Origin of the sequence: Paenibacillus sp. FSL R7-0302, from assembly GCF_038006885.1 — a bacterium.
In the GTDB taxonomy this organism is placed as follows: domain Bacteria; phylum Bacillota; class Bacilli; order Paenibacillales; family Paenibacillaceae; genus Paenibacillus_AQ.
The window spans coordinates 5,142,148-5,168,227 of the sequence record NZ_JBBOWB010000001.1; the positions used below are offsets into that span (position 1 = coordinate 5,142,148).

26 protein-coding genes are annotated in these 26,080 nt (G+C 55.4%); 12 read left to right on the plus strand and 14 right to left on the minus strand.

Translation table 11 applies throughout. The features are described 5' to 3' along the window. Positions 1-151 precede the first annotated feature (151 nt). The 9 genes from MKY96_RS22100 (at position 152) to MKY96_RS22140 (ending at position 8,696) form a co-directional block, all read left to right on the plus strand. A complete protein-coding gene (locus tag MKY96_RS22100; protein ID WP_340943319.1) occupies positions 152-1,762 on the plus strand; it encodes a spore germination protein in 1,611 nt (536 codons plus the stop codon). Then, positions 1,746-2,852, plus strand: coding sequence for a GerAB/ArcD/ProY family transporter (locus MKY96_RS22105; RefSeq protein ID WP_340943322.1), 1,107 nt, complete (start codon positions 1,746-1,748; stop codon positions 2,850-2,852). The genes MKY96_RS22100 and MKY96_RS22105 overlap by 17 nt, the downstream gene beginning before the upstream one ends. Continuing rightward, positions 2,849-4,072, plus strand: coding sequence for a Ger(x)C family spore germination protein (locus MKY96_RS22110; RefSeq protein ID WP_340943324.1), 1,224 nt, complete (start codon positions 2,849-2,851; stop codon positions 4,070-4,072). Before MKY96_RS22105 ends, MKY96_RS22110 begins: the two co-directional genes overlap by 4 nt. A gap of 42 nt (positions 4,073-4,114) precedes the next feature. After that, a complete protein-coding gene (locus MKY96_RS22115) occupies positions 4,115-4,300 on the plus strand; it encodes a CLC_0170 family protein (RefSeq protein WP_340943326.1) in 186 nt (61 codons plus the stop codon). A gap of 82 nt (positions 4,301-4,382) precedes the next feature. Further along, positions 4,383-5,354: an RluA family pseudouridine synthase gene (locus MKY96_RS22120; protein ID WP_340943328.1), complete on the plus strand. Its 972-nt coding sequence runs from the start codon at positions 4,383-4,385 to the stop codon at positions 5,352-5,354. Positions 5,355-5,413: 59 nt separating this feature from the next. Further along, on the plus strand, positions 5,414-5,938 hold the full coding sequence (locus MKY96_RS22125) for a hypothetical protein (protein WP_340943329.1): 525 nt from the start codon (positions 5,414-5,416) through the stop codon (positions 5,936-5,938). Between the two features lie 24 nt (positions 5,939-5,962). Further along, positions 5,963-6,358: a hypothetical protein gene (locus MKY96_RS22130; RefSeq protein ID WP_340943330.1), complete on the plus strand. Its 396-nt coding sequence runs from the start codon at positions 5,963-5,965 to the stop codon at positions 6,356-6,358. Positions 6,359-6,383: 25 nt separating this feature from the next. Further along, a complete protein-coding gene (locus MKY96_RS22135) occupies positions 6,384-6,953 on the plus strand; it encodes a TetR/AcrR family transcriptional regulator (protein WP_340943331.1) in 570 nt (189 codons plus the stop codon). 162 nt (positions 6,954-7,115) lie between these two features. Beyond that, complete coding sequence (locus MKY96_RS22140) at positions 7,116-8,696, plus strand: oleate hydratase (RefSeq protein ID WP_340943332.1); 1,581 nt, start codon at positions 7,116-7,118, stop codon at positions 8,694-8,696. A gap of 246 nt (positions 8,697-8,942) precedes the next feature. Here MKY96_RS22140 and MKY96_RS22145 read toward each other — a convergent pair whose 3' ends face one another. Beyond that, positions 8,943-9,668: a DsbA family oxidoreductase gene (locus tag MKY96_RS22145; RefSeq protein ID WP_340943334.1), complete on the minus strand. Its 726-nt coding sequence runs from the start codon at positions 9,666-9,668 to the stop codon at positions 8,943-8,945. A gap of 252 nt (positions 9,669-9,920) precedes the next feature. Between MKY96_RS22145 and MKY96_RS22150 the strand changes: the two genes are divergently transcribed. Next, on the plus strand, positions 9,921-10,853 hold the full coding sequence (locus MKY96_RS22150) for a glycosyltransferase family 2 protein (RefSeq protein WP_340943336.1): 933 nt from the start codon (positions 9,921-9,923) through the stop codon (positions 10,851-10,853). A 136-nt stretch (positions 10,854-10,989) separates the two neighbouring features. Here the strand turns inward: MKY96_RS22150 and MKY96_RS22155 are convergent, their stop codons facing one another. Both MKY96_RS22155 and MKY96_RS22160 read right to left on the minus strand, forming a co-directional pair. Continuing rightward, the gene (locus MKY96_RS22155; protein ID WP_340943337.1) at positions 10,990-12,744 is read right to left on the minus strand and encodes an SGNH/GDSL hydrolase family protein; all 1,755 of its coding nucleotides are present in this window, start codon (positions 12,742-12,744) and stop codon (positions 10,990-10,992) included. Between the two features lie 201 nt (positions 12,745-12,945). After that, positions 12,946-13,518, minus strand: coding sequence for a TetR/AcrR family transcriptional regulator (locus tag MKY96_RS22160; RefSeq protein WP_340943338.1), 573 nt, complete (start codon positions 13,516-13,518; stop codon positions 12,946-12,948). 240 nt (positions 13,519-13,758) lie between these two features. Here MKY96_RS22160 and MKY96_RS22165 point away from each other — a divergent pair, with 240 nt between their 5' ends. Beyond that, a complete protein-coding gene (locus MKY96_RS22165; RefSeq protein ID WP_340943339.1) occupies positions 13,759-14,892 on the plus strand; it encodes an FAD:protein FMN transferase in 1,134 nt (377 codons plus the stop codon). A gap of 93 nt (positions 14,893-14,985) precedes the next feature. On the opposite strand, the gene MKY96_RS22170 is transcribed toward MKY96_RS22165, so the two are convergent. From MKY96_RS22170 to MKY96_RS22205, 8 genes are all read right to left on the minus strand, one after another. Then, complete coding sequence (locus MKY96_RS22170; protein WP_340943341.1) at positions 14,986-15,696, minus strand: HAD family hydrolase; 711 nt, start codon at positions 15,694-15,696, stop codon at positions 14,986-14,988. A gap of 25 nt (positions 15,697-15,721) precedes the next feature. Continuing rightward, complete coding sequence (locus MKY96_RS22175; protein WP_340943344.1) at positions 15,722-16,183, minus strand: GNAT family N-acetyltransferase; 462 nt, start codon at positions 16,181-16,183, stop codon at positions 15,722-15,724. Positions 16,184-16,195: 12 nt separating this feature from the next. After that, on the minus strand, positions 16,196-16,702 hold the full coding sequence (locus MKY96_RS22180) for a metallophosphoesterase family protein (protein ID WP_340943346.1): 507 nt from the start codon (positions 16,700-16,702) through the stop codon (positions 16,196-16,198). Between the two features lie 255 nt (positions 16,703-16,957). Continuing rightward, the gene (locus tag MKY96_RS22185; RefSeq protein ID WP_340943349.1) at positions 16,958-18,169 is read right to left on the minus strand and encodes an anti-sigma factor; all 1,212 of its coding nucleotides are present in this window, start codon (positions 18,167-18,169) and stop codon (positions 16,958-16,960) included. After that, positions 18,162-18,665: a sigma-70 family RNA polymerase sigma factor gene (locus tag MKY96_RS22190; RefSeq protein WP_340943351.1), complete on the minus strand. Its 504-nt coding sequence runs from the start codon at positions 18,663-18,665 to the stop codon at positions 18,162-18,164. Before MKY96_RS22190 ends, MKY96_RS22185 begins: the two co-directional genes overlap by 8 nt. Before the next feature lie 590 nt (positions 18,666-19,255). Next, entirely contained in the window at positions 19,256-20,542 is a 1,287-nt protein-coding gene (locus MKY96_RS22195; protein ID WP_340943353.1) for an ATP-binding protein, read from the minus strand. A gap of 2 nt (positions 20,543-20,544) precedes the next feature. Beyond that, positions 20,545-21,984, minus strand: a complete 1,440-nt coding sequence (locus MKY96_RS22200) for an RtcB family protein (protein ID WP_340943354.1) — start codon at positions 21,982-21,984, stop codon at positions 20,545-20,547. A gap of 402 nt (positions 21,985-22,386) precedes the next feature. Further along, entirely contained in the window at positions 22,387-22,647 is a 261-nt protein-coding gene (locus MKY96_RS22205; protein ID WP_340943357.1) for a YqkE family protein, read from the minus strand. A gap of 91 nt (positions 22,648-22,738) precedes the next feature. On the opposite strand from MKY96_RS22205, the gene MKY96_RS22210 reads away from it, so the two are divergent. Continuing rightward, positions 22,739-23,092 (plus strand): winged helix-turn-helix transcriptional regulator, encoded by a 354-nt coding sequence (locus MKY96_RS22210; RefSeq protein ID WP_036727611.1) that lies wholly within the window; start codon positions 22,739-22,741, stop codon positions 23,090-23,092. Positions 23,093-23,111: 19 nt separating this feature from the next. Here the strand turns inward: MKY96_RS22210 and MKY96_RS22215 are convergent, their stop codons facing one another. From MKY96_RS22215 to MKY96_RS22225, 3 genes are all read right to left on the minus strand, one after another. Beyond that, positions 23,112-23,615, minus strand: coding sequence for a GNAT family N-acetyltransferase (locus MKY96_RS22215; protein ID WP_339254306.1), 504 nt, complete (start codon positions 23,613-23,615; stop codon positions 23,112-23,114). Positions 23,616-23,735: 120 nt separating this feature from the next. Beyond that, on the minus strand, positions 23,736-24,578 hold the full coding sequence (locus tag MKY96_RS22220; protein WP_076081885.1) for an SDR family oxidoreductase: 843 nt from the start codon (positions 24,576-24,578) through the stop codon (positions 23,736-23,738). A gap of 133 nt (positions 24,579-24,711) precedes the next feature. Continuing rightward, entirely contained in the window at positions 24,712-25,917 is a 1,206-nt protein-coding gene (locus tag MKY96_RS22225) for a PQQ-dependent sugar dehydrogenase (protein WP_340943358.1), read from the minus strand. Between the last annotated feature and the right edge of the window lie 163 nt (positions 25,918-26,080).

The window sequence follows — 26,080 nt, forward strand, 5'->3', positions numbered from 1 at the left end:
GTTTACCGGGCAACCGGCTGCCAAGCAACCGCCTGAAGCAGATATCATAGCACTCCTTCCGGGCCTTACACATAGAAATTACATAAAAACCTTACGATCAAGCAACACTTTAGATAGATTCATCCATCTGCCCATGAAGGAGGTCGCCCGTTTGCAAGATTGGAAAGATAAATATGCCTCCTACATAGATAAGCAACAGTCTTCTCCTCCAGAGCCGAAGCCGGCCAGCGGCAGCAGGCTGACAGGAGAGCTGAAGACCGATCTGCCGGAGCTTCAGGCCAGGCTCGGGGAGAACGGCGACCTGGTCGTACGCGACTTCCTGCTCTTCGGGGCTTATCCTGCCGCAATGCTCTTCTTCTCCTCACTCGTGAATATGGAGCAGGTGCGCGAGCATGTATTGAAACCGTTAATGGCCCCGCTTTCAGGCCAGCCCGAAATCCTGGAGAATGCGGGCGGAATGATTCATTACATCTGGAGTACTGCCGTCCAGGTCACTCAAGGCACCACAACTGCCGATCTGTCCGCTCTCCCTCAAGCGGCTGTGAAGGGTGACCTGATTCTGCTGATCGACGGGATTCCCGAGGCGCTCCGCATGGAGATGCGCCAGATTGAGATGCGCGGGGTCGAGCAGCCGCAGACGGAGCAGGTTATCCGCGGGCCGCGTGAAGGCTATGTGGAGAAGCTGGAGAACAACCTCTCCCTGCTGCGCTACCGGCTGCAGAGCACGGACTTCCGGATTGAAATTAGCCCGCTCGGTGCACGTACTCAGTCGAGGGTGGCTCTATGTTACATTGACAGCGTCACTGACAGCAGTCTGGTCGCTGAAGTCATGCGCAGAATCTCGCTGATTCATACGGACGGCATCCTTGATGCCGGATACATCGAACAGTTCATCGAAGACCAGCCGCTATCCCCCTTCCCTCAGGTGCAGAGCACTGAGCGGCCGGACAAAACTGTGGCCGCCCTTCTGGAAGGACGGGTCGCCATTCTTGTGGATGGCTCCCCGTTTGCCCTGATTGTTCCCGCCCTCTTCAACCAGTTCTTCCAGACGGTGGATGACTATACGGAACGCTTCATTATGGGCAGCCTGATCCGGATCATCCGGCTGATTGCTTTGGCCTGCTCGCTGTTTTTCCCGGCGTTATATGTGTCTGTCATCTCGTACAACCCCGAGCTGCTGCCTACAGATTTCGCTGTGGCAATCTCGGGCGGCCGGGCGGGTGTGCCGTTTCCGGCTGTTCTGGAGGTGCTGATCATGGAGGTATCTATGGAGGTGCTGCGGGAAGCGACGATCCGGCTGCCGCAGATGATCGGCGGGGCATTATCTATTGTAGGCGTCCTCGTCATCGGACAGGCGGCAGTGGGCGCGGGACTTGCCAGCCCGATCACTGTTGTCATTGTGGCTCTGACGACCATCGGCTCGTTCGCCACCCCGGCCTATAATGCGGCAATCGCCCTGCGGATGCTGCGGTTTCCGCTGATCCTTCTGGCGGGCATGTTCGGCCTCTACGGCGTGATGACAGGTACGATTCTGATTCTGAACCATCTGCTCTACCTGGAGTCCTTCGGAGTTCCCTATATGTCCCCCTACATTCCCGGCAAGTGGCGTGATCTGAAGGATACGCTGGTGCGGGTGCCGCTCTGGTGGATGCGCCGCCGCCCCAGCTTCCTGCATGCCCGGGATACGGACAGACTGCCCCGCAGCGTGCCAGCCGCAGAGATTGATCAGATTCTCAGGCAGGGAGATGAGACCGATGAATAATCCGCGCCAGATTACGAGTCTGCGCGCAGCAGCCGTGATCAGCAGCACCATTATCGGAGTGGGCATCCTCAGCTTCCCGCGCTATATGACCGAAGCAGGCAACAGCAGCGCTCCGCTTGTTGCATTCTGCGGCGTACTTTTCTCCTTCATCAGTTACTGGCTGCTGGCCTCTCTCTGCCAGCGGTTTCCGCAGGAGACCCTGTTCGTGTTCAGCCGCCGCCTGATCGGACGCCCGCTTGCTGCTATTTTCACTGTGGTGATTATGCTGCTGTTCATTGTACTCACCGGCCTCACTGTACGCCAGTTCGGGGATGTCGCCACAACCGTGCTGTACAAAAAAACACCGATCGAAGCAACCATCTTCCTGATGCTGCTCATCAGTCTGCTGTCCTCCAGGCGCAACGTTGTGAAGTTCTCCTATATCCACTTCTTCTATCTGCCGCTGATTGTCGGCTCTATTCTGGTCACCATTCTGCTCTCGCTCAAAAATGTGGAGATGCTCAATCTGCAGCCTGTCCTGATGGCTCCCGGCCTCCAGTTCTGGAAAGGGGCGCGGGAGGCCACCTATCTGTTCCAAAGCTCCTTCGTCATCGTGCTGCTGATTCCATTCATGGAGAAGCCCGGACATGCCGTCCGTGCGGGGGCCTGGGCCATCTTCCTGTCGGGTGCAATCTACGTGCTGATCGTCATTGCCTCTGTAGGGATATTCGGTGCCGAGGAGACCAAGCTGCTGATCTACCCTACTCTGGAGATGGCCCGTTCGGCGGCCTTTGGCGAAGGATTCCTTGAGCGGCTGGATGCTATCTTCATTATTATCTGGGTCATCTCTGTCTACACGACGATTTACACTACTTATTACATCTCTGCCTATCTGCTTCACAAGCTGCTGCGATTCCGCGATCAGCGGATGGCCTCCACGGTCCTGCTGCCGGTGATGTTCATCCTGGCCATGCTGCCCTCCAATGTGTTCGAATCTTACCAGTGGGCCCTTCACCTCGGCAATGCCGGCATGATGCTGATGTTCGGCTATCCTCTGCTGTTATGGACGGTCTATCTGCTCAGACGCCACAAGAAGAAGGTGACCTCATGAAAATACAGCTTCCGCGCACGCTCGCCCTGCTCCTGCTGCTCACTATAGCCGCCCCGCTGCTCAGCGGATGCTGGGATCAGGTGGAGATTGAGGACCGCGCACTGGTTCTCGGCTTATCCATTGACAAGATCCCTGCAGACGATACGCAAAAAGAAGACCGGGTGACTCACATCCATGATAACTCTCTGCCTACGGAGATGATCAGTGTCACCGCTCAGATTGCCGTCCCGGGCAGAGTCCCGCTGGGCCCCGGTACCGGCGGCAGCGCAGGGGAAGGCAAGACCAGTCCTGTCTGGGTAGTCAGCGTGCGCGGCATCTCGCTCGATGACGCCATGAATAATCTGCAGCAGCAGATTGCCGACCCGCGTTATCTGGTTCACCTGCGGATCATCATCATCAGCGAGGAGATTGCCCGGGGCAGCCTTGCCGAGCTGAATGATTATCTGCGGCGCAACCCGGAAATCCGGCGCAGAACCTGGCTGCTCGTCTCCGAGGGCCGTGCTTCGGCATTTATGGATGTGAATCCGCCGCTGCAGCGCGTGCCTACGCTCTATATTTTGTCCATGATGGAGAAATCGGTCTCTTCCGGCAAGTTCCCCCGCGACTATATCGGCACCTTCTGGTCAGCGGATTCCAAGTGGGGACAAAGCGCCTATCTGCCTTATGTCGCACTGCGCAACAGGGACAATATTCTGATTAAAGGGCTGGCTTATTTCAGCGGCGGCAAGATGGCGGGCAAGACTGCCCCTATAGAAATCGGCGGGTTCATGGCGATGCAGGGGATGGACCCCGGCGGTTATTCCACTCTGCTCCGTACGCAGGAGCTCGGGATTGTCATGACCAAGATCAATGAACGCTTCACCCGGACCCGGAGCTATATCAAGGACGGCAAGCCCTGTTTGTCCTATGAGATCTTCCTGGAGGGGGATTTGGACGAGCATTACAGCAGCGATGTTCCCGTCAATTCCCCGCAGAAGCTGCATGAGATCGAACGGGAGTTCGAGCAGCAGATTCAGACGGTGCTGACCGGACTGGTGAAGCAGACCCAGCAGGACCACTCTGATATTTTTGGCATGGGCGAACAGATCAGAAGCCATCATCCCGCCTACTGGAGGGAGCATATCCGCGGCAAAAACGACTGGGAGAGCCTGTACAGCAGTGTTGGTGTGGATATCAGACTGACCCTGCATATCCGCAGAGTGGGCCTCAAGCATGATTAAGCGCCAGCCCAAGCAGGTATCTGTTGATGGAGGAGGAAGCGTATGATCCGATTGCTGGGAAGTCTAGCCGGAATACTGTTGTTCTCGGCCCTGCTCCTGCTGGTGGTGGATATCCGAATTTACAGTAACCGGGGCTGGCACCGGGAGAAAAAGTACACCAGAGTCGTGGCCTGGAGCTATATCCTGCTCTCCCTGATGATCTGTATCGGCCTGCTCCTCTATATCTAGCTGCCCGCTTCCCTTCCGTAGTATTTCTTCACGGCCCATGGTATATTGAGGAGTAACCTACTTAAAGGACGGAGAATGCAGCATGAATACAAGAAGAACCAGAAATCAGGGGAACAGAACCCCTAACCATAAACAGGGAACAAGATCCGGAGCCTCGGCCAAGCCGGCAGCTACACCCAAATCCTATACGGTAGCGGAGCCTGCGGAGCTGCTTGCTTGGCTGCTGAAGACGATTACGAACAAGGGGCGCAACTCGATCAAATCCATGCTCTCCCGCGGGCAGGTTGCTGTGAACGGCAAGCCGGTGACGAAGCATAACCATCAGCTCCATCCCGGCCAGACCGTAACGATTGACCAGGAGAAGCCTGCCGAAGCCAAGGAGCTGCTCGGGCTGACCATTGTCCATGAGGATGACGATATTATCGTGATTCAGAAGGATGCGGGACTCCTGTCCATCGCAACCGGAGAAGATAATGAACTGACGGCTTACCGCCAGCTGATGGAGCATGTCCGCCTGAGCAACCCGAAGAACCGCGTCTATGTCGTGCACCGGCTGGACCGTGATACCTCAGGTGTCATGATGTTTGCCCGCAGCGAGGCGATTCAGCAGTCCCTTCAGAACAGCTGGAAGGAGACCGTCAAGGAACGCTCCTACGTGGCTCTGGTGGAAGGTGCCGTTAAGAAATCCGAAGGCACGATCAGCTCCTGGCTGAAGGAGACATCCACGCTGAAGATGTACTCCAGTCCGCATGAGGGAGACGGGCTGCATGCCGTAACCCGGTATAAGCTGATCCAGGCGAACCGCCACTTCTCCCTGCTGGAGGTGCATCTGGAGACCGGACGGAAGAATCAGATCCGTGTCCACATGGCCGACATCGGCCATCCGATCGCCGGAGACAAGAAGTACGGCGCAGAGACCAAGGCGGTCGGCCGTCTCGGCCTGCATGCCCGAGTGCTCTCGTTCGTTCATCCAACCACAGGCGAAATCCTGACGTTTGAGAGCGCGATTCCGAAGACTTTTCTGAAATACACGGCACCGGCACCTACGAACTAATTCCTAAGCTGTGCGTGCCGACAGCAGATCATAATATAATATAGAGAAACGAATAGAAGGTGCTGCTCTTGTTCCACCCTACTGTTTTTGACAATATTAAAATCGCCCTGGAGAACCAGATCTACGACTACGATAATCTGGATGGGGTTCTGGTTGTAACAGACCGGTCCGATTCTCTCAATCTCGCGCTGATGTCGCGTGAATTCAGCCTTGCGTTCAAGCTGACCGAAGGCTTTAACGTAACGTCCGAGATTCTGCTGCAATCCACAGTGAAGGACCTCAGCGATGAGATTCTGGAGACACCGGGCAGCGATCCGGGGTGCAGTCTTTTCTTACGCTTTTATATGGAGATAGAAGATGTGAATGTGCAGTGCCCGGCGATTGAAGAGATTCTGACCCGAATCTGGGGACCCGAATTCCAGCCTGTGCAATCGCTCAGCTTCCGCTATGGACAGACGGACGATACGTACAATAACTGTGTTGAACTGCAATTCAAACGACAAATTACCGAGGAGCAAATGGAAGACCTTCCGAACCTCCTGAAGTTCATGCTGCAGAGCGCAGAGGAACTGGAAGAGGTATAACGCTATACATGGGGTGAGCTGATAATGAATTTCCTGCCTCCTGCCCGGACGGGCCGCTGGCTGGCATGGTCTGCCGGTTACGCGCTGCTGCTGTGGCTATTGCTGATTCTGCACCGGTATATGTGGTTAGGTGAGCCTTTCAACTTTATTCTTGCCCTACGCTGGGCCATCCTTGCCCTTGTCATCTCCGGTATAGTCAACGGGTTCGGCTGGCTGGGTGCGCAGCTTGTGTGGATCTTCTCAACCGCTGGAACTGTGGCGGGGCTCTTCCTGATGTACCTGTACACTTACCGTGAGATGTCGGGCTTCGAGGATCTTGCGGGCTTTCTTTCCTTCGGCCTGTTTACAGCAGGCGGCTTCGCTCTGGGTCTGATCGCCGAGGGCGGCCGGCTGCTGATACACTATTGGCGCACACGCTGATTCCTGTTAGGAGCTGATGACCCTTATGTCCAATTCCCTGCTCACCAAAAATGCGCTCGCCCGCTCGCTCAAAGACCTGATGGCCCATCATCCGCTGAACAAAATCTCCGTCCGGCATCTGGTCGAGGATTGCGGCGTGAACCGGCAGACCTTTTATTATCATTTTCAGGATATCTATGATCTGCTGGGCTGGATCTACAGGACGGAGGCTGTCGAGAGCATTGCCGAGTACCGCAGCTACAGCACGTGGACAGACGGATTCTACCGGATATTCTGCTATATTGAGAATAATAAGGCGTTCTGCTGCAATACGCTGGACTCCCTCGGACGGACGCATCTGGATGCTTATCTGTATGAGGTGACGAATGATCTCGTCATGGGCGTCATCAACGAGCTGGCCGCCGGACTGGATGTCGGAACGCCGGATAAGCAGTTCATCGCTAACTTTTACACGCTGGCCTTCACCGGACTGGTCATTCAATGGATGCAGGACGGGATGAAGGAGCCGCCGGAGCAGATGATCGGGAAGCTGAGCGTCCTGATTGAAGGGAACTTTCTGAAGGCACTGCATAAATATGAGAACATTGTGTCGTAGCCTTAGGGGCTGCGGCTTTTTTTCTGCTCGAAAATGTTACACTTTGTTCCATATGTCCAAATTTTATACAGATCAAGTGCTTTGATGATACCCTCCAGGGCGGGACTGGATTACACTCGGGTCAGGTCCAGTATTCAAGCAAACCTATGGAGGCGGTAATCAGTGAAAAAAGAGTACGGTAACGAGCAGGTATATTTCGTAGGCGGTGGCATTGCTTCCCTTGCGGGTGCAGCCTATCTGGTTAGAGACTGCGGTTTTCCCGGACAGAACATTCACATTATTGAAGAAATGAAGATCCTTGGCGGCAGCAATGACGGAGCCGGCGATGCAGAGCACGGGTATGTCATTCGCGGCGGCCGGATGCTGAACGATGAGACCTATGAGAATCTGTGGGAGCTATTAAATACCATTCCGTCCATTGACCAGCCGGGGCTGACGCTGCGGGAAGAAATCATTCAATTCGACGAATCCAATCCGACCCGCGGCCAGGCCCGGCTGATCAACAGCAAGGGTGAGGTTCAGGATGTAACCTCCATGGGCTTCGATATGGCAGACCGCCTGGCCCTGGGCAAGCTGGTCATTACCCCGGAATCAGCCATGGGCACCTTGCGGATTAACGACTGGTTCGGACCGCATTTCTTCACGACGAACTTCTGGTACATGTGGGCAACGACCTTTGCTTTCCAGCCTTGGCATAGTGCGGTTGAGTTCAAGCGTTATATGCTCCGCTTCATGCACGAATTCCCGAGAATTCAAACGCTTGAAGGCGTAACCCGCACCCCGTACAACCAATATGATTCCATTATTCTGCCGCTGCATCAATATCTGGAGCCGCTGGGTGTAGATTTCAACTTGAAATGTACGGTCACTGATCTGGAATTCAAAGAAGGCGACGGCATCACAGTGACCGGGATGAAGGTCGTCCGCGATGGCGTGGAGGACACGATCCAGGTTCATGAAGACGACCGCGTCATTGTGACTAACGGTTCGATGACCGAAGGCGCAAGCCTCGGATCAATGACCTCCGCTCCCGGGCTGAACGGTAAGGGCAGCTCGTGGAAGCTGTGGGAGAATATCGCCGCGAAGAAGCCGGGTCTCGGCAATCCCTCCTCCTTCGACGATCATGTGGATGAATCCAAATGGGAATCCTTCACGGTGACCTTCCAGGACTCGAAGTTCTTCGACCTTATGGAGAAGTTCACCCGCAACCGGGCCGGAACCGGCGCACTCGTCACCTTCAAGGATTCCAGCTGGCTGATGTCTGTCGTGCTGGCCTTCCAGCCGCATTTCCGCAACCAGCCGGAGCATGTCAGGGTCTTCTGGGGATATGGCCTGTACCCGGACAAGGTCGGCGATTATGTACACAAAAAAATGTGCGACTGTACCGGCGAGGAGATTATGGAGGAGCTGATCGGACATCTGCACTTCGAGGCGCATAAGGAAGAGATCATGGCTACCGCCAACTGTATTCCTTGCATGATGCCGTATATCACCTCCCAGTTCATGCCGCGCCTGAACAGCGACCGGCCGCAGGTGGTGCCTGAAGGCTCAACCAACCTGGCCTTTATCGGCCAATACTGCGAGATCCCGGACGATATCGTTTTCACGGAAGAATATTCAGTCCGTGCCGCCCGCATCGCTGTCTACACCCTGTTCGGCCTGAACCGTCCGGTGGAGCCGATCAATGCGTACCAGAACGATGTCCGTACACTATTCTCCAGTCTGGTGACCTCGTTCCGGTAACGGAATGATTCGGTTTCCCGCTCCAGGCCAGTGGTCTCTGTAAGGAACAAAAACCCCCGCTGCAGGAATTTCATGCGGCGGGGGTTTTGTGCGTCCATTTGTTGCAGACTTGCCAGTCCGCCGCGCCGCTCCAAATGGCCTTTTGGCGCAATTAGTGGAACTGTAGTCCGTAACCAGAATGAATCGTACGTCCCGTCCAAGCACAGCATGCTGCAACGCTTATCTCAAGCCTGCCACTGATCGTAATCAGATGCTGCAAGAACCGTCATCGCAGCCGTCAGCAGACGGTGCAGCCCCGGACTTCGGCTGGCCGACCACCTGAAGCTCTGGACCCTTCTGTTCCTCCGCCCATACCGTGTCCAGCACTTCAGTAAAGACCGGACCCGGCTGCGCACCGGATACGGCGTACTTATTATTGAAGACGAAGAACGGAACGCCGGTGATGTTCAGCTGCCGGGCAGCTTCAATGTCAGCCTCGACCCGATCGCCGTAAGCCTCACTGTCGAGCACTGCAGCCACTTCAGCCTGATCCAGTCCGGCCTCCGCAGCCAGCTCAGCCAGCACTTTACGGTCACCCACATTCAGTGAATCGGTGAAATAAGCACGCAGCAGCCTTTCGGTCATCTGCGGAGCCTTGCCCTGAGTAGCGGCATAGTGGCTCAAGCGGTGAGCGTCAAAGGTATTCGTGGACTGAATCGTATCGAAATTGAACTCCAGACCTACACCCTGCGCCTGCTCGGCCAGCTGTGCGTTCATCTCCTTGGCCTTGTCACGGGTCATGCCGTATTTGCCGGCCAGCAGCTCATGGATATCTCTCGTCTCATCGGTGCGTGCATTCGGGTCCAGCTGGAAGCTGCGGAACACGACCTCCACCTGGTCACGGCCGGGGAATTGGCTCAGCGCGTGCTCCAGCCGTCTTTTGCCGATATAGCAGAACGGGCAGGCATAATCAGACCATATATCTATTCTCATGGGAATTCCTCCTGAATGGTAATGTTATTGGTATTGCAATTTACTTACTATTATATAGTTAAAAACCGAAAATTACAAACAAACTTTCTGAACGGCCCCTTCCCATTGAATATCCCGTACACTCTCTTCCCTGCTGGCTTCCTTGAGAAAAGTAAACGAAAGAGGTATATACGTATGCCCGGCCGGGCAGGTAAAATTAGAGCAACTAATTCAAAGCGGACGGTCTATGGCGTCCCGAAAGGAGTCAGCGGCATGCATGACCTGTCTATAGTCATTCCCACTCGTAACCGGATCAGCGATCTGACTCTCTGCATTGAATCCATCGGTGCCCAGACCGGGCTGGAGAATGTCTCCATCGAACTGCTGATCGTGGACGACGGTGAGATCGAAGAGCGGGTGCTGGATGATTTCCGTGAGGTGCTCGGGCGTCTTCCAGATGCCAGCCTGCGTTATTACCGCAAAACCAAGCCCGGCGTCTGGCTCTCCCGCTACGAGGCCCTGGGTCTTATCGACGGGGAGATTCTGCTCAGCTTCGATGACGATGCGGAGCTGGACGATCCGCTCTATATCCGCCGGATGCTCGATACCTATGCCTCAGATCCGTCCATTGTCGGGGTAGGCGGAATCGCCAAGGGTCTCTCCAGCAGTAAATCAGGCAAGCTGCTTGGCCGGCTGACCTGCCAAATGTCGGCTTCGCCAGGCAGACTGTCGGCCAGTACACTGGCCGGTTCTCTGCTGCTGTGGGGGGAGACGGAGAATATTTTTGAGACGGATTTCTTCCATGGCTGCAACATGTCCTTCCGCAGCTCGGCACTGCAGGACATGAAGCCGTACCCCTGGATGACCAGCTACGCGGTGGCGGACGATATCTATATGTGCCATCTGGCAAGCAGATACGGCAAGCTGGTGATTAACCCGGAGCTGAAAATCATGCACCATGAATCGCCCAGCTCGCGCGATAAGGCAGGCCGGGTCGCCCGGGCGACAGCAGTCAATCATTATTATCTGCTGAATCTGCGCAAAGCACCCGTGAAGAATTATGCGGCGCTGCTCTGGACACTGACCTATCTGACGGCAAAAGCTACCCTGAAACGGAATTTCAATGCCGTCTCCGGCTACGCCAGCGGCATTCTGTTCGTGCTCAATCCCCGCAAGAATAAATACAGGGAATTCATGCTCGACTAAGCACAGAATTCCGCGCTACCCAGAAGTCCTGAGCCACAAGCTGAAACGCCGTCCTGTTCATGAACGGTACAAAAAGGGTGTCACCGGAAGCAGCTTCGTGCTGCCACGGTGACACCCTTTTCTACCCGCTCGATTCTTAAGCCGTATAGCCAAAGCCCAGGATGGTGAAGCTCTTGTCCTGATCCTCCGGTGCCATCCGGATCTCCACCACATGCTCCTCGCTCTGCTCATTGTTGTATAGAATCACAGCGTTGCAGTGCGTCCAGCTATTCCCATGCGGATCTGCCGTCAGAACCAGCTTGCCGTCCACATAGACCTCCGCCTTGCCTACATCCGGGCTGCCCGAATCCTTGAAGACCAGGATCAGATTCTTGCTGGTAATTGTCAGCCTGAAGCGATCCTCTCCGGACGCAGCCGTGTGCATCCAGTTATGCGGGAATTGCGGAGTGCCGAACGGGTTGGCATCCAGCTCCACCTGCTGCAGCTCCTCATCCGTGCCGTGGAAGCCGCCAGCTTCAATAGCAATCGCAGTACCTGCGCTGCCCAGATCACTTATACGGTCCAGCAGCCGGACATGGGCAAAATCATTGCCGAGCACAGGCGGTCCCGCCAGAGTAACCTGCTCTTCTTCATCCATTCCCGCCCGGGCAGTTTCGGAGAAAAGGTAGCCCAGGGAGTCCGCCATTACGCGGTGCCCGTCATTCGTGGGGTGATAGATATCGTAGAAAAATTGCCGTTTGGAGATGATGTTCCCTTCGGCCTTGCTCAGCCGGAACTGCTCTGTTACTGCATCTTTGACACTAACCATAGGGAGATTATAGCGTCTGCCTACCGGGGAGAGCCGGTCCTGCAGGTTCCAGTCATTCACGAAGACACTGAACAGCAGAATGACGGCAGGCTGGTTCGGCGCAGACAGAATTTTGAGACAAAGACTCTCGAAGCAGTTGCCCTTCGTCTCGTCCCCTTCATCATTCACAGCAAATTCCACCACTACGATGTCGGGAGCGGCTGTACCATCCCTCAGCACATCCCGCTCATAGCGGATCATCCCAAGCTCAGAGGGCGTCCCGCCAACCCCGGCCTTGATGAAATGAATATTCTCTCCACCCTCCTTGCCGAATAGCTCCTTAAATCTCAAGTACGACTGATAGGCATAGCATTCTGTATGAATGGGCTTAGCTCCGGCCCCCTGTGTGATGGACCCGCCAATATAAGCAATCGTCACATCTTCGCCGCTAGCAGCCTTGTCCATAGCCCGCTTCAGCCGCCGGTTATTGCCCGCATACAGCAGAGACTTCGCAATCATCGCGCGGTAAGCAGACGAATCGAAGTCTACGGAAGGTTCCGCTGTCAGCTCAGGCGCGGTGTACCCGTCATTCAGGTAGAGAACGATGCTCGCTGTCGCCAGTTCCCCCTCGTTGTTGAATTCAAAGGCATATTTGCCGGGAGCCACATCCTCCTCAGACCACTCATGCTCCTCCAGCTTCACTAGGATTTCCGTTCCATCGCCCGGGCAGGGGACCCGCAGCTGCGTGCCGGTCTCATACTTGCTGGTTCTGCCCCAATTCTGCATAAGAAAAGTGACTGCTCCCCCTTCTTCCGCCGTCTTCACGGACACTCCAATGCTGTGCACCAGCTTGCGGAAGCCGCTCCAGTCTCTAAGCATCGCCAGCATCTGCTCATCCGTAACCCCGCCTATGTATTTGGCCTTATCGATCAGATAATTGCCTTCCAGATAGACCTCCTGTGAGGGCTTGCCCTCCGCCCGGGCGGTTGCCTCAATCGCCGTCTCGAACATGACGAAGAAGCCGTTACGGCGCTCCACTGGATCTTGGGGTGCCGCCGGACCCTCCTGCCCGCCAAGCCCGATACCGCTGTTATACTCTTCCATAACCATCAGCCTCACTTTGTCTGAAGGCGCTCTCATCCATCTGGAACAGGACAGCAGTCCCCCGCCGCCATGCCAGCTCTAGACTTCAGCTGCGCCATAATCGTCTTCATTAACGCTTTCATTATAGCCCGGGGTGCCGGAACAGCTCAACGTACAATCTGAAGCTCTGTTTAGTTATTACAACAATTAGCTAGTTTGCCTCTATTGCAGTATTCCGGTGGAGATAAACAGAATCATATGCTCTTTGATCTTGTCCTGATCCAGCGGCTCATGGGATTTGTTCCATTCCGTGGTCAGCGCCAGATACATCCGCAGAATCATAAACGCAGCCACACTGGCATCGCAGGGCTTCACTTCTCCGCTCCCGATGGCCTCCCCGATCTGCTGCTGCAGGAAGTCCAGCGCGTAGCCCTCCATCCGCTTCACGCCTTCGAGCGCCTGGGCCGTACCGATATCCCGGACCTCCTGGGCCAGCTTGACGAACAGCTCATGGTCCAGGCGGAATTCCAGAATGGAGTCCAGCAGATTAAGCAGCTTATGCACGAAGGAAGTTTGCTGCGCGGCCACACGGCTCATCACCGATGTTAATTCGGAGGTGGCCTTGTCCAGAATTTCCTCGAACAGTTCTTCCTTGGTTTTGAAAAAGGTATAGATCGTGCCTTTGCCCACATTGGCAATTCTGGATACCTGATCCATCGTCGTAGCCTTATAGCCAAATTGAACAAAGGACAGGGTGGCTGCCTGCAGGATTAATGCTTTACGGTCAATGGACATGGGTAACACTCCATTCTCTAGAATACATATTGACTAGAATTTATTTCCGGTCATTAATTATCACCCAATTTACCACGCCACCGGGAAGAAGACAATATTTTCATCAAAATATCACCGGATTCGGCACCCGGCAAGCTGCTCTTCTGCACAAAATGTCACCAAATGAGTATCCATTGCCGTTCTTTCTGGGGTATGATAGTAAAGATGCAACCACGAAACTAATTGTATGGATGGTGGAATATGTCTGAAATCAAAAAAACAGCTAAGAACAAAAAAACCGTTGTCATTCTGGCCGCTCTAGTCGTTGTTATCGCTGCGGCTGTGGTAATCTGGCTTACAATGGGCAACAAGAGTGAAGACAGCCCTACTGCTACCGGAACCCCTGGCGCTACTGCCTCCAAAGACGGCGATACGAAATCCCTGGAGCAGACGTTTTATATTTATGATACGGTCGTCACTATCAAGGTGTTCGGCGATACGGTGGAACAGAAGAATATGGATGACATTCAGGCTATGCTGGAACGGATGGATATCGAGTTCAGCCGCACCAAGACGAACGGGGAATTGTACGCGGTGAATCAAGCCGCCGGCAAAAAAGCCGTAGCTGTGTCTGATGAAACGCTGGATATCGTGAAGCTCTCCCTCAAATATGCTGAGGAAATGGACGGGCTGTATGATCCAACGGTTGGCCCGCTTGTGGATCTATGGGCGATCGGCGAAGGCGGGGAGCATGTGCCTGACCAGGCGGCGATCGACAAGGCCCGGAGTCTGGTCAATTACAAGGATGTAACTGTCGATGAGGCTGCGAAGACGGTCAAGCTGGCCAAAGAGGGTATGGTGCTGGACATGGGCGGAATCGGCAAAGGCTATGCGGCTGACCGGATCGCCGACTATCTCAAGGCTCAGGGCCTGAACAGCGCGATGATTAATCTCGGCGGCAGCAGCATTATCGCCCTTGGCAACAAGCCGAACGGCTCCCAGTGGAATATCGGCCTGCAGGACCCCGATCAGAGCCGGGGCACCCAGCTGGGCACGATTAAGATTACCGATGAGGTCATTGATGCTTCCGGGGTGTATGAGCGCTTCTTCATGCAGGACGGGGTACGTTACCACCATATCCTCGATCCGCGTACAGGCTTCCCTTCCCAGAACGGATTGAAGAGCATCACCATTATGAGCCCGAATGCAACCGATGCGGATGCACTGTCTACCGGTGTGTTCCTGATGGGCCTTGAAGACGGCATGAAGTATCTTGAGGCACTGCCGGAGAAGGTGGAAGCCTTCTTCATTACAGACGACAACAAGATCTATGCCACCTCTGAGCTGAAGAAACGGCTGAATCTGACCGATTCGACGTACAGCTTCGCTAATTAGCAGAGCTTAGTGCTGATGCGGCTAAGTAGCTTCCAGGTAAAATACAAAACAAGGTGCCTTCCACTCACGGAGGGCACCTTTTCTGTATGAATATCATACCAGCGGCAGCTCGCTGAACTCCTTATAATTCGTGAAAATATAGCTCGGCGCATGAGCCGTGCCCGGCTTCCGCCCGCGCGGATTGTACCAGCACACCTGCCAGCCTGCCGTAAGCGCGCCGACCACATCGTTGGCCCAGGTATCGCCCACATAAAGGCTGTTCTCCGGTGCCGTTCCCGTCACCCTGTTGACATGAGCGAAGATGGCCGGGTCCGGCTTCGCCAGACCGACTGCATCCGAGATGAAGATCATCTCCGGGGGAATGATCCGGTCGATGCCCAGCCCGCGCAGCTTGCCCATCTGGTGCTCCTGCGGGCCGTTGGTGATAATGCCTACCGGATGGCCCTGGCTAATGAAGCGCTGCAGCTGCTCCGCTACGCCTTCAATCATCTCAATCGTGTACTGGCGGGCAATATAGGAGGCCTGTATCTGCACCGCCTGCTCCCGGTTGAGCGGCAACCCGTACTCGGCAAAAGCCAGCTCCAGCCGCAGCACCCGCGTCTCCTCCAGCTCCATTTCCCCGCGCAGATACTTCGGCCACAGCAGGTCACTGTGATGCCGTACAGTATAGAACAGCTCCGCGTAATCCAGCTTGCCCTCATCAGGTGCCAGTACCTCACGAACGGCTTCCCTGAACGGGAGCAGATGGTCATACAGCGTATCATCCAGATCAAAAAATACAGCCAGCTTACTGCTTGTCTCCACCACTATAACTCTCCTAACTATATCTTCAGAAATATAAATGATAAGTATAAAAGCTCTCGTCCCGCTCATAACCTTGGGCTTCGTATAGTCGCTGTGCACCTGTATTGGTGATCATGGTAGACAGCGTCAAACCCTTGGCGCCTGTCCCCTGCGCGAAGCCCTTCACGCCTTCAAGCAGTAGCGAACCCAATCCTTGCCCGCGCTGCTCCTGCGTCACGAACAGATCGTTCAGAATCCATACGGGCTGAACCGTGATGGAAGAGAACGAGGGATACAGCTGCGCCAGCCCATAGATCCGTCTGTCCTCTCCCTCACCGGCAACGGCCATGAAGACAACCGATTCCTCATGTTGCAGCCTTGCCGTCAGGAACTCCCGGGCAGCTTCCAGGTCCGAGGCTTGGCCGTAGAAGCTGCGATATTCATCAAATACCGGCGCAAGCTCCTCCACATCCTCAAGACCCGCCCGTTCAAACCGAAAATTCAGCATAGCTGCGCCCCCTTATTCCCTGGAATCGTAAAAGACATGACGGGCCGTGATTTTACCATCTTCAATATCCATCAGGCCGAAGGAATACTGCTTCTCCCGGCGTTTGTCCGTTGGCGATCCGGGGTTGAACAGCAGAATCCCGTTCTCCCGGCGCATCAGCGGCTGATGGGAATGCCCGAAGAGGATGCAATCTACGTCCTGGCCTTCAAAAGCGAGCAGCGCATTACCATCCGTACCCTTGCGGGAATACGGAGCGTGTCCATGAATCATTCCGATGCGCATGCCTTCCAGCGTAAGGATCTTGCTCTCGCCGAACCGCTCAATAATCTCATAGCCATCGTTGTTCCCGGCAATCCCCTCTACCGGAGCAAGCTCGGCGAGCATATCGTAAATCTCCGGCGACACCCAGTCACCCAAATGCAGAATGATATCCACCTGACGGAATTCTTCTATAAGCACGGACGGCAGCCCTTTGGCCCGGCTTGAGAGATGTGTATCCGAGACCACTCCAATCTTCATCTGCATCCACTCCCTGTTCCTATTGTCACCCTAACCGGCATTCCAAACCGCAAATGGCCGAGAAGCGCTGTAAACTGCGACTCTCAGCCATTTCATGTTCAAAGCCCAGGTTTACGTTCTTTCATTGTACGATGCCCTAAAGAGGGAATGCAAGCGGGAGGCCCGGCTTCCCCTTGGCCGGCTAGGCGGCTTTTCTTCTGCATACGCGAACCTTGCAGTACACGGCGGCTCCTGCCCAATCTCCTATTGTAGTCCTCACTCCCTCCAGTTCCAAAGCCGTACTTCCCCTACCTGGAGGTGGCTTACCCATGAAGCCTCGCGCAGCTTCAGCAGCTCCTTGACCGGTCCGGTGACAACGGCTCCATAGAGCTTCACTCCGTTCTGCTCCAGATAGGCCACGGAGGTGTCTAACTGGTTGATATACACCGCTCTGCCTGCGAGTGTCTGATGCTGCTGCAGCAGCTTAAGGGTCTTGATAAAGTTGGCATCCCGCAGCGCACCGCTCCCGTATTCTTCAACAGAAGGCGATACACTGCTGTAGCTTGATACGGAGCTGAACCAGCCTGTTTTTTCCTTGGTAACTTGGGTTGTCTTCATATCGTCCTTGTGCCACATGGGCTGATAGGGAAAGCCAAGCGGATATACAACCACATCGTCATTCCTCGTTGAAGGTCCGGTATCGGCACCGAACCAGACAGGCTGAAGGTTCAGCGGCTCCAACTGCTTCAGGAGTTCATCTGTGGTATATAAATGGCCGAGTGACAGAAACGCCTCAGCAACCGTACCTTCAGGAAGCTTCGCCAGCCTCTTCCACTGGTCATTATCATCCCCTCCAACGGCGCCGCCCTCCTCAGACGGATAATAGAACACTTTTCCAGACCCATTCCGCTCATCCGTCCAATTAAACTCACCAATATTGGCCAGGCCCAGATGGAGATCCTGGGTATAGCTGCCCACCTGAATGCTCTCGCTGCCCACCTGCTTCAGCAGATTCCCGGATAACTCCAGCCGGAAAAAATAATGCGCATCCGATGAAAGGCGCACCGTGGTGTTAGGGCGGGTAACGGCAATCGCTGATTCTACCACATCACGGTAAGTGTCGCCGCGGTCTCCGGTGTTGTAGAAGACTATTGTGATAATGCTGCTAATGACCGTAAAGATCAGGAACGCCGAAAATACAGTAAGTGTATTGTTAATCCGCGCCTTCCATTTGCCCCGGCGAATAACGGACTTCTCTCTTCGCTTCTTCTTCGCCTTTTTGAACCCTGGAGCTGCGCTTCCTTGCGCATCCGTCTTGGTCCAACTCCCGGTAGCCTGCCCGTCCTGCTCCTCCCGTTCCATCTGCTCCTCCAGATACTGCTGATACGCCTCAAGCTTCACAAGCTCGCTCTCGAGCTCCTCACGCTCTTCCTCCGGTAGGGTGCCCTCGCTATATTGGCGCAGCTTCTCTTTGAATTCCTCACTCATGCTCATTCCTCCTCCGATCCGCCTCACGCAGCTTCTGCCTGGCGCGGAATACGAGTATCTTGTATTGGGACAAGCCCACCTCCATAATGTCAGCGGCTTCCTTATAGCTCAGCCCATGCACATCATGCAGCAGTAGGGCATGGCGCTGCCCCTCCGGCAACAGGCTAAGTGCCCGCGCCGCTTCCTCCCAGCGTTCCTGCTTCAGCAGAGTGCCCTCCGTTGTCTCCGGGTGGGGCAGGCTGCTGAAATAAGCGCCTTCCTTCGCCACACTCCGCTTCTCCTTGCGCGTATAATCCACGAATGCATTATACGCGACCCGGAACAGCCACGGCTTCACCCGTTCCTCCCGGCAATCCTCCAGATACAGATACGCCCGGTAAAAGGTATCCTGCATCAAATCTTCGGCCGCATGATGGTCCTGGCAGAGGGAGCGCAGATAACGGTAGATGTCGTCCACATATTGTTCATATAGTTCATCCAGCGAATTCGGCTCCATCTCCTCCCCCCTTACTCCATCCACGTATGAGAATGCGAAAAGTTACACCTCTGTACGAAATTTCCTGAAATCATCCATTTTGTTCGCAAGCAAAGTCCTTCTTCCCCGGAGGGGCGGTGGGGCGGGATCCGCTAGGGTGCAATGGGCCGAGATGCGATGGTGCGGGGTGCGATGTACGGGGGGCGCGATGTGCGGGGGGCGTGTGCGGGGGGGCGAACCCCGCCACTCCCGTTGCGGACTGGAGATCCCTTATTTGGCCGGAACACAGCATTTCGCACGCCTGGCGGACACAGATGCCGTTAAGCCCCCTCTCCGGCCTCCGTTTACGCTCCACAATACAATATAGGGGATCCTGAGTCCGATACGAGCAGAAAAGCCGTCTTTTTCGCCAAATAACGTCCTCTGTGTCCGCATAACTCCCCAGATGACCCCGAAACCTCTAATTTGTAAACACCGAAGGCTAGCAGCCAGCAACGGCGGAGGAGCTCAAATTCAGCACAAAGGGAGCCTCCCGGCCCCCTGTATGCTAACTCTGGCGATTCATTCCCCAGCCTCATTCGCGCTGGCAGCCTGCTCTCCACGTATTTTATTCAATAAAAGCCGATGCTCGACGATGCATCCTTCATCCATTCCCGTTTGCGGCCCTTGTCCAGCTCGCCGCGCATGCCGCGCACAAGAAGCTCCACATCTGCCGTGCCGTTCTCATGCCATTCCAGTGCGGCACTGACATACAGCTCGCCGAGCTGGGTCAGGGAGAAATCCCCGGTCAGACGCGCAGCGGTGGCCGTGCCTTCCTCACCTGCGAAGGCGGAGAAGCCGCGCAGCTGCAGATATTCAAGGCGCAGCGCCTCGCTTGGCATCTTGATCTCGTAGGCCCGGTCGAAGCGCCCGGCGCGGTTCATGAGACCCGGGTCGATTTTATCCGGATAATTGGTCGTGCCGATCAGGAAGATCCCCTCCTTGGAGGTGGCCCCGTCCAGCGTGTTCAGGAAGAAGGAGCGCACCTCCTGCGGCATGGAGTCGATATCCTCAATCACCAGCACCATCGGCGCCAGCCGGGCCGCAGCCTCGAACACCTCATTCACCGATTCGCTGCTCGTATACTCCGTAATCTGCCAATAGAGCACCGGTCCCGGCACGCTTCCGGCAATGGATTTGACCAGGGTGGTCTTGCCGTTGCCCGGATGCCCGTAGAGCAGAATCCCCCGCTTGTACGGGATATCGTAGGTGACATAGAAGCTGCGGTCGCTGTCGAAGAACTGGTCGAGCGAGCGGTAGATCTCTTTTTTGATCGCAGCGTCCAAAATCACCTCTTCGCGCCTAACCGCACGCGTAATCGGCTCATCCTCCCGGGAAATTCCGTTGCGCCGGTCGGTGAACACTGTCACCTTGTTGATATTCTGCTCCCGCTGACGCTTACGCACATTACCAAGGAAGAACTGCAATTGCTGATCCGATGCGGCAAACACATAATCCTGGAAGTTAATCCCGTTCTCCTGAAACACCGGAACCCGCGCCAGCGCAATACCCATCGCCGGATAAGCGAGCACATTATTACGGACCGACAGATGGATATGATACTCCGGCTGCTCCTTCTCATCATCGAACACGAAGGTCCGGTCCTCCAGACGGTCAAAAATCCGCGCCACATGCTCCACTCCGGCATTCCCGCTCTGCACATCGTTCTCCAGCAGCTTCCAATACTCACTGTTGGGATCATCGCTGGCATACAGCTCGTAACGGACACCGTAGCGGGTGTAGAGGGCTTCAAGGATGCCGTCCACCAGACGGGCGTACACATCATAGCCTTTGATAATGCCGGCTCTCTCTTCATCATATTCATAGATTACAGCCGGTTTCTTGTTCTCCTGCTCCATCCTTATTTCGTCCCCTTTATCGCTGCGAGCGGCTTGCATTTGGCCACCACGGCAGCCAGGCCGGCGCCCGTAACGCTTTCTATGATCTCATCTACATTCTTATAGGCTTGGGGGGATTCGTCAATGATAGATTCCAGGGAATGCTGGTTCACGACAATCTCGTCTTCTGTTCCCACCTTCATCGACCGGGAGAACTCCTGGACACTCACCAGCCGCTTCGTGGCCGAGCGGGAGCGGATACGTCCTGCACCATGGCAGATGGAATAATAATTCTCTTCCCCTCCGGGCTGGCCGACCATGATATAGGAAGCGGTGCCCATCGAGCCGGGAATCAGCGCCGGATGTCCGGTCGCTGCATAAGGACGCGGATTATCCGCATGCTCTGCCGGCAGAGCGCGGGTAGCCCCCTTACGGTGTACGAACTTGCTGCCTGAGGAAGTCTTCTCTTCCCAGGCGTAATTGTGCATCAGATCGTAGAGAGTGCGCAATTCGCACTTCGTGCCGAAGACGTCACGGAAGCCCTCGCGGACCCCATAAGCAATTAAATGGCGGTTCACGACCGCATAGTTCAGTGCCGAATACATCAGATTGACGTAACGCTGAGCCTGCGGATGCGCCAGAGGCGCATAGATCAGGCGCGGATCAGCGCTGCCCAGCCCCAGCTGGCCCATGACCTTGGCGAAGGCCGGGGTGCAGAACTGATTGACCATGCCGCCCCAGGCCCGTGAGCCGGAGTGGATCATGACAGCAATCTGCCCGTCCTGAAGCCCCCAGGCTTCCGCCACCTCCCGCTGCTCCTCCGCGATCTCAATCGCCTGAATCTCGACGAAATGGTTGCCGCCCCCAAGGGTCCCGAGCTGGCGGTGGCCCCGGTGCCAGGCCATGTCCGGCAGCTCATTCAGAATCTCCTCGTCGAAGCCCAGCTTGCTGATCTCAACGTGGGATAGCGCACTTGACTTCTTCGGCGTGTAGCTGTCCGGGATATATTTATTCGGCAGGCCGTGCAACCCTTTACGCACAACATTCTCCAGCCGGATATCACTGTAATGGCCGCGCTGCTGGGCCTCCATCGGCAGATACTTCTCAATAGCGCGGACCAGCTTGCGGCGCAGCTTCACTTCACGCAGATCATCCATATGCAGGTTGGTCAGATGCACTCGCATCCCGCAGCCGATATCGCTGCCGACAATGGACGGCGAGACGTAACCGGATTCGGCATCCCAGACGGCGGTAGTGCCGATGCAGGTTCCGACGCCTACATGCACATCGGGCGTGTAGCTCATATATTCGATGCCGGGAATCTGCAGATTATTGTTAGCCATCTCCAAGACCTTGTAATCCAGCGTGCCGAATAATTGCTCACTGGCGTAGATTTTGAGATCGCCGCCCGGAAGGGCCACCTCGTGTTTATAGCGGGACATCTCTTCCGCTTGTTGCTTCATGCTATTCATGTCTATTTTCATTTCCTCTCAGGTTGGGTTTCTGGTTCGGTTCCATAGGGGGTTCAGTGAATTTCGAGTTTCCAGGTACACAAAAAAGAGCCGCAGACCAGTTCTGATCATGCGGCTCCCGGCGCGCTTAGTGCAGCTTCCCGTTGAAGCTTGCACCCGTTCAAAGCACACCCGTATTCAGTTCAGACATCAGCAGCAATACCCTGCGCATTATGTCTTCCGGACGAAGGCGATGAGATCAGATCGTACATATGCGGTTGTCATGTGATCCTGCTGTCTGTTCCGTTCATTTGTTCCAATCATGACCCGTCAGCCTCCCTTCTCTAAATGATAAACCCAATAATATATGGCCTTGCAGCAGATTGTCAACCCTTTTTCTGGTAAAGATTTATTTTATTTAAATTTGGACCAGTCCTGATTGCTGTTCTCCAGCAGATGGCCGAAATCATTCTCCAGCCGCTTCTGCTCCGCCTTGCGCTTGTCTTCCGCCGCCTTCAGAGCCGCGTCCTTCTTACCTTGCTCTTCAGCCTTCAGCGCATCGGACTGCGCCTTCAGCTTATCCAGCACCTCGCGGCTGAGCATGTCTTTAAGGGTTGCGGGAGCATCCGCCTGCGCAGGACGCGGAGCCGGCGTATTTTTCTTCTTTTTAGCCAAGAGAAATCATCCTTTCAAGCCGTGCTTTTCGTTCAAATTTGTTTTAGGCACAGGGCTTTTCGTTTATAATGTACAGTAAGAGGTGAGCCTAATGAAATCCACAGAGTTATGTCCAAGATTACAAAAAAGCATGGATATTATCGGCAGACGCTGGACGGGCTTAATCATCTATCAGCTTTTGCAGGGCCCCCAGCGCTTCGGGGAAATCGAGTCCTCGCTGCCTGTCAGCGGCCGGCTGCTGTCGGAACGGCTGAAGGAGCTGGAGCAGGAAGGCATCGTGCTGCGCGAGGTATTCCCTGAGACCCCCGTCCGCATCCAGTATTCGCTTACAGGCAAAGGCCGGGCGCTGGAATCCGTCATCCGCGATCTCCAGGTCTGGTCGGAATCATGGATTACGGAAGAGGAATGCCGTTCCGCCTTCAGCGCTCCTCCGCAACCTCAATAACGCCTGTCGATTTATATATTTACAGCTTGCGGCCGATGATGACCAGATCGCGCGGGATGCCGTCAAGCACCGCGACTCCCGGCAAAAGCCCCCATTCTTTGAATTCGAACTTCCGCAGCAGGGCGAGGCTGGGCTCATTATGGCCGAAGACGAACCCGACCAGATTCTGCAGCCCAAGGCGCGGACATTCCTCCACCGCCTTGGCCAGCAGAATGCTTCCCGCACCGCTGCCACGGAATTTCTCATTTACATAGACACTAATCTCTGCTGTTCCATTGTAAGCCGGGCGTCCGTAGAACGACTGGAAGCTGAACCAGGCGGCGATCTCGCCCCCCTGTCTCAGTACCCACAGCGGCCGGTGATGGCTGTTATGCTCATGGAACCACCCTACCCGCTCCTCTACGCTTACCGGTTCAAGATCCGCAGTCACCACTCTTCCGGCAACCGTCGAATTATAAATCTCCACAATCGCTTCCAAATCCTCAATTACTGCATCCTCTATGCTGTAAGCCTGCCAATCCATCCAAAGTATCCCCCTAGTTTTGGTATAAACATCCGTTACAGTGATTATACTCCAAGCCGGTCTTATTACGCAGCAGTTCTACAGTTTCAGTAAAGCTGAAGCAACCTCACTGAAACAGCATTATTCAAGCCCGGTCTGCTCCAGACTCCATTTCCATAATCGTGCGGCCGCTTCAGCATCCTCCGCCCGTGGCGTCAGTTCCTTGATCTTGCGGCGGTAATAATATTGCCCGCTTACCCCATCCAGCTCCGGCGCAGTCGCCAGCAGGATGGCCGTATCCGCCCCCTGCTCAGGCGTCAGGAAAAAGCGGGACAGCAGCTTCAGCACTCCGCGCCCGAAGCCGGTCTCCCGGTTCACCCCGATACTCGTTCCCACCGCGCCCGGATGCAGACAATTCACAGTAACCCGGGTGTCCTTCAGACGCGAAGCCAGCTCACGGGTGAACAGAATATTCGCCAGCTTGGAGCGGGCATACGCCTTCGCCGGATTGAAGCCGCGGGATAATGTATGATCCTCCAGATACAGCTTGCCGAGCTTATATGCTCCTGAAGCTACAACCACAATCCGGCCCTGTTCAGCAGCCTTGAGATTATCCAGCAGCAAGCGGGTCAGCAGGAAGTGTCCCAGATGATTCACGCCCAGATCCAGCTCGTAGCCGTCTGCTGTCAGCTCACGCTTCAGCGCGACTACCCCTGCATTATTGATCAGAACATCCAGCACAGGATATTCGGCAGTGAACTCCCCGGCAAAAGCGCGAATGCTATCGAAGGAAGCAAGATCGCACAGCATCAGCCGGATCTGGCTGGAGCCGCTCTGCCGCACCGCTTCGGCAAGAGCCTCTTCCCCCCGCTTAAGGCTGCGGCAGGCCATAATGACAGTTGCTCCCCTGCGGGCCATTTCCACGGTTGTAGCCAGCCCCATCCCGGAGTTTGCACCGGTGACCAGCACGGTTTTGCCTTGCATGGACATCCTCCCCTTCCTCGCCGGCCGGTACAGCTCAAGCACCGGCCTAACCTTACTCCATCTCCGAGTATATGCGATAAGCTCATGTTACATCATTTCCGAGGGTTAACATAGTCAAAGACCCGCCAATTCTTCACTTCCAGTCCGGCCGGAGCGCAATCAGCTGATCATCCTGCGCCTGCGGGTCGCCTCTGCCGTCGCGGTTGTTGGTCATAAGGTACAGGGTACCATCCGGCCCTTCCGCCACATTACGGATTCGCCCGTACTTGTCCTTGAACAGGCTGGTCATTGAAGGCGTTCCGCCCGCAGGAGCCAGCGATACCTTTAGGAGCTGCTGTCCCGCCAGATTGGCAACCAGCAGCTTACCTGCCCAGGGCCCTTGCGTAATGAAGGTCATTCCTGACGGAGCCCAGGTCTCCTTCCCGCTGTGAACCAGCGGAGTCACAAGCTTGGGCTGGCTGTCTTCGGTCTCATCGCCTTCGATCAGCGGCCAGCCATAATTGGCTCCGGCCTCGATAAGGTTCAGCTCATCGTGACTGGACTGGCCATGCTCGGAGCTGTAGAGCGCCCCGCTCTCCGGCTGCCAGGCCAGACCCTGGGCATTGCGGTGGCCCATGCTGTAGACCGGCGATCCGGGCCACGGGTTGTCTTCGGGGATAGAGCCGCTAGGCATAATCCGCAGGATTTTGCCGCCCAGACTATTCTTGTCCTGCGCCAGCTCCGGTTCATAGCGGTCACCTGTGGTGATGTACAAATTCCCGTCCGGCCCGATCTTGATCCGTCCGCCGTTATGATTCGTATCGCCCGGTATGTTATCCAGCAGGACGCGGTCGATCTCAGCTGTGCTGCTTCCAACCACGATCCGCAGCACCCGGTTCGCCGTCCCGCCCTCTTCGGTGCGGTATGTGTGATAGACATATGCCCGTCCATTCTGCTCAAAATCAGCATCAAGCGCGAGGCCCAAGAGCCCGCCTTCTCCCTTGCCGACAAAAGAATCAGAGAGCTTCAGCAGCGGAGCATCGCGCAGCTTGCCGTTCTCCATGACACGCAGGCTGCCGGTACGCTCCGTAATGAAAATCCGTCCGTCCGGTGCAAATGCCATCTCCCAGGGAACCTCCAGCCCGCTGGCCAGCGTCTGAGCAGTATAGGGAAAGTCCGGGGATGCACCCGGAGCTTCGTCAGGCTGCGCATTAACCTGCGGACTGCCTTCTGCTCCATTCTCCTCTAGCTTATCCTCCTTTGCAGCGGAAGTGCAGGCTGACAGCAACGTCATCAGCAAGACCAGTGTTACACGCAGCAGACAGGTACGGGAGAGCAGCCTTATTTTGGCTCCAGTCATATTCCTTAACCTCCTTCAGATATTATCAGATCCTGATTGTGGCAACTATTACCCTGTGCTTCTCTTCCTCAAACGACTGAGGCTGCAGCGATAACAGGAGGTGCAGCATCCATTTGTATGAATTATAATGGGAACATTGCTGTTCAAGCGTGTAGACGAAAGG

Excerpts from the sequence above, each read along its gene's own strand:
- MKY96_RS22145 (WP_340943334.1), bottom strand. The coding sequence starts at position 9,668 with ATGAGAATAGATATATGGTCTGATTATGCCTGCCCGTTCTGCTATATC.
- MKY96_RS22130 (WP_340943330.1), top strand. The coding sequence starts at position 5,963 with ATGAATTTCCTGCCTCCTGCCCGGACGGGCCGCTGGCTGGCATGGTCT.
- MKY96_RS22200 (WP_340943354.1), bottom strand. The coding sequence starts at position 21,984 with ATGAAGCAACAAGCGGAAGAGATGTCCCGCTATAAACACGAGGTGGCC.
- MKY96_RS22215 (WP_339254306.1), bottom strand. The coding sequence starts at position 23,615 with ATGGATTGGCAGGCTTACAGCATAGAGGATGCAGTAATTGAGGATTTG.
- MKY96_RS22135 (WP_340943331.1), top strand. The coding sequence starts at position 6,384 with ATGTCCAATTCCCTGCTCACCAAAAATGCGCTCGCCCGCTCGCTCAAA.
- MKY96_RS22190 (WP_340943351.1), bottom strand. The coding sequence starts at position 18,665 with ATGGAGCCGAATTCGCTGGATGAACTATATGAACAATATGTGGACGAC.
- MKY96_RS22220 (WP_076081885.1), bottom strand. The coding sequence starts at position 24,578 with ATGCAAGGCAAAACCGTGCTGGTCACCGGTGCAAACTCCGGGATGGGG.
- MKY96_RS22185 (WP_340943349.1), bottom strand. The coding sequence starts at position 18,169 with ATGAGTGAGGAATTCAAAGAGAAGCTGCGCCAATATAGCGAGGGCACC.
- MKY96_RS22115 (WP_340943326.1), top strand. The coding sequence starts at position 4,115 with ATGATCCGATTGCTGGGAAGTCTAGCCGGAATACTGTTGTTCTCGGCC.
- MKY96_RS22180 (WP_340943346.1), bottom strand. The coding sequence starts at position 16,702 with ATGAAGATTGGAGTGGTCTCGGATACACATCTCTCAAGCCGGGCCAAA.
- MKY96_RS22120 (WP_340943328.1), top strand. The coding sequence starts at position 4,383 with ATGAATACAAGAAGAACCAGAAATCAGGGGAACAGAACCCCTAACCAT.
- MKY96_RS22150 (WP_340943336.1), top strand. The coding sequence starts at position 9,921 with ATGCATGACCTGTCTATAGTCATTCCCACTCGTAACCGGATCAGCGAT.
- MKY96_RS22110 (WP_340943324.1), top strand. The coding sequence starts at position 2,849 with ATGAAAATACAGCTTCCGCGCACGCTCGCCCTGCTCCTGCTGCTCACT.
- MKY96_RS22175 (WP_340943344.1), bottom strand. The coding sequence starts at position 16,183 with ATGCTGAATTTTCGGTTTGAACGGGCGGGTCTTGAGGATGTGGAGGAG.
- MKY96_RS22105 (WP_340943322.1), top strand. The coding sequence starts at position 1,746 with ATGAGACCGATGAATAATCCGCGCCAGATTACGAGTCTGCGCGCAGCA.
- MKY96_RS22160 (WP_340943338.1), bottom strand. The coding sequence starts at position 13,518 with ATGTCCATTGACCGTAAAGCATTAATCCTGCAGGCAGCCACCCTGTCC.
- MKY96_RS22195 (WP_340943353.1), bottom strand. The coding sequence starts at position 20,542 with ATGGAGCAGGAGAACAAGAAACCGGCTGTAATCTATGAATATGATGAA.
- MKY96_RS22155 (WP_340943337.1), bottom strand. The coding sequence starts at position 12,744 with ATGGAAGAGTATAACAGCGGTATCGGGCTTGGCGGGCAGGAGGGTCCG.
- MKY96_RS22225 (WP_340943358.1), bottom strand. The coding sequence starts at position 25,917 with ATGACTGGAGCCAAAATAAGGCTGCTCTCCCGTACCTGTCTGCTGCGT.
- MKY96_RS22165 (WP_340943339.1), top strand. The coding sequence starts at position 13,759 with ATGTCTGAAATCAAAAAAACAGCTAAGAACAAAAAAACCGTTGTCATT.
- MKY96_RS22210 (WP_036727611.1), top strand. The coding sequence starts at position 22,739 with ATGAAATCCACAGAGTTATGTCCAAGATTACAAAAAAGCATGGATATT.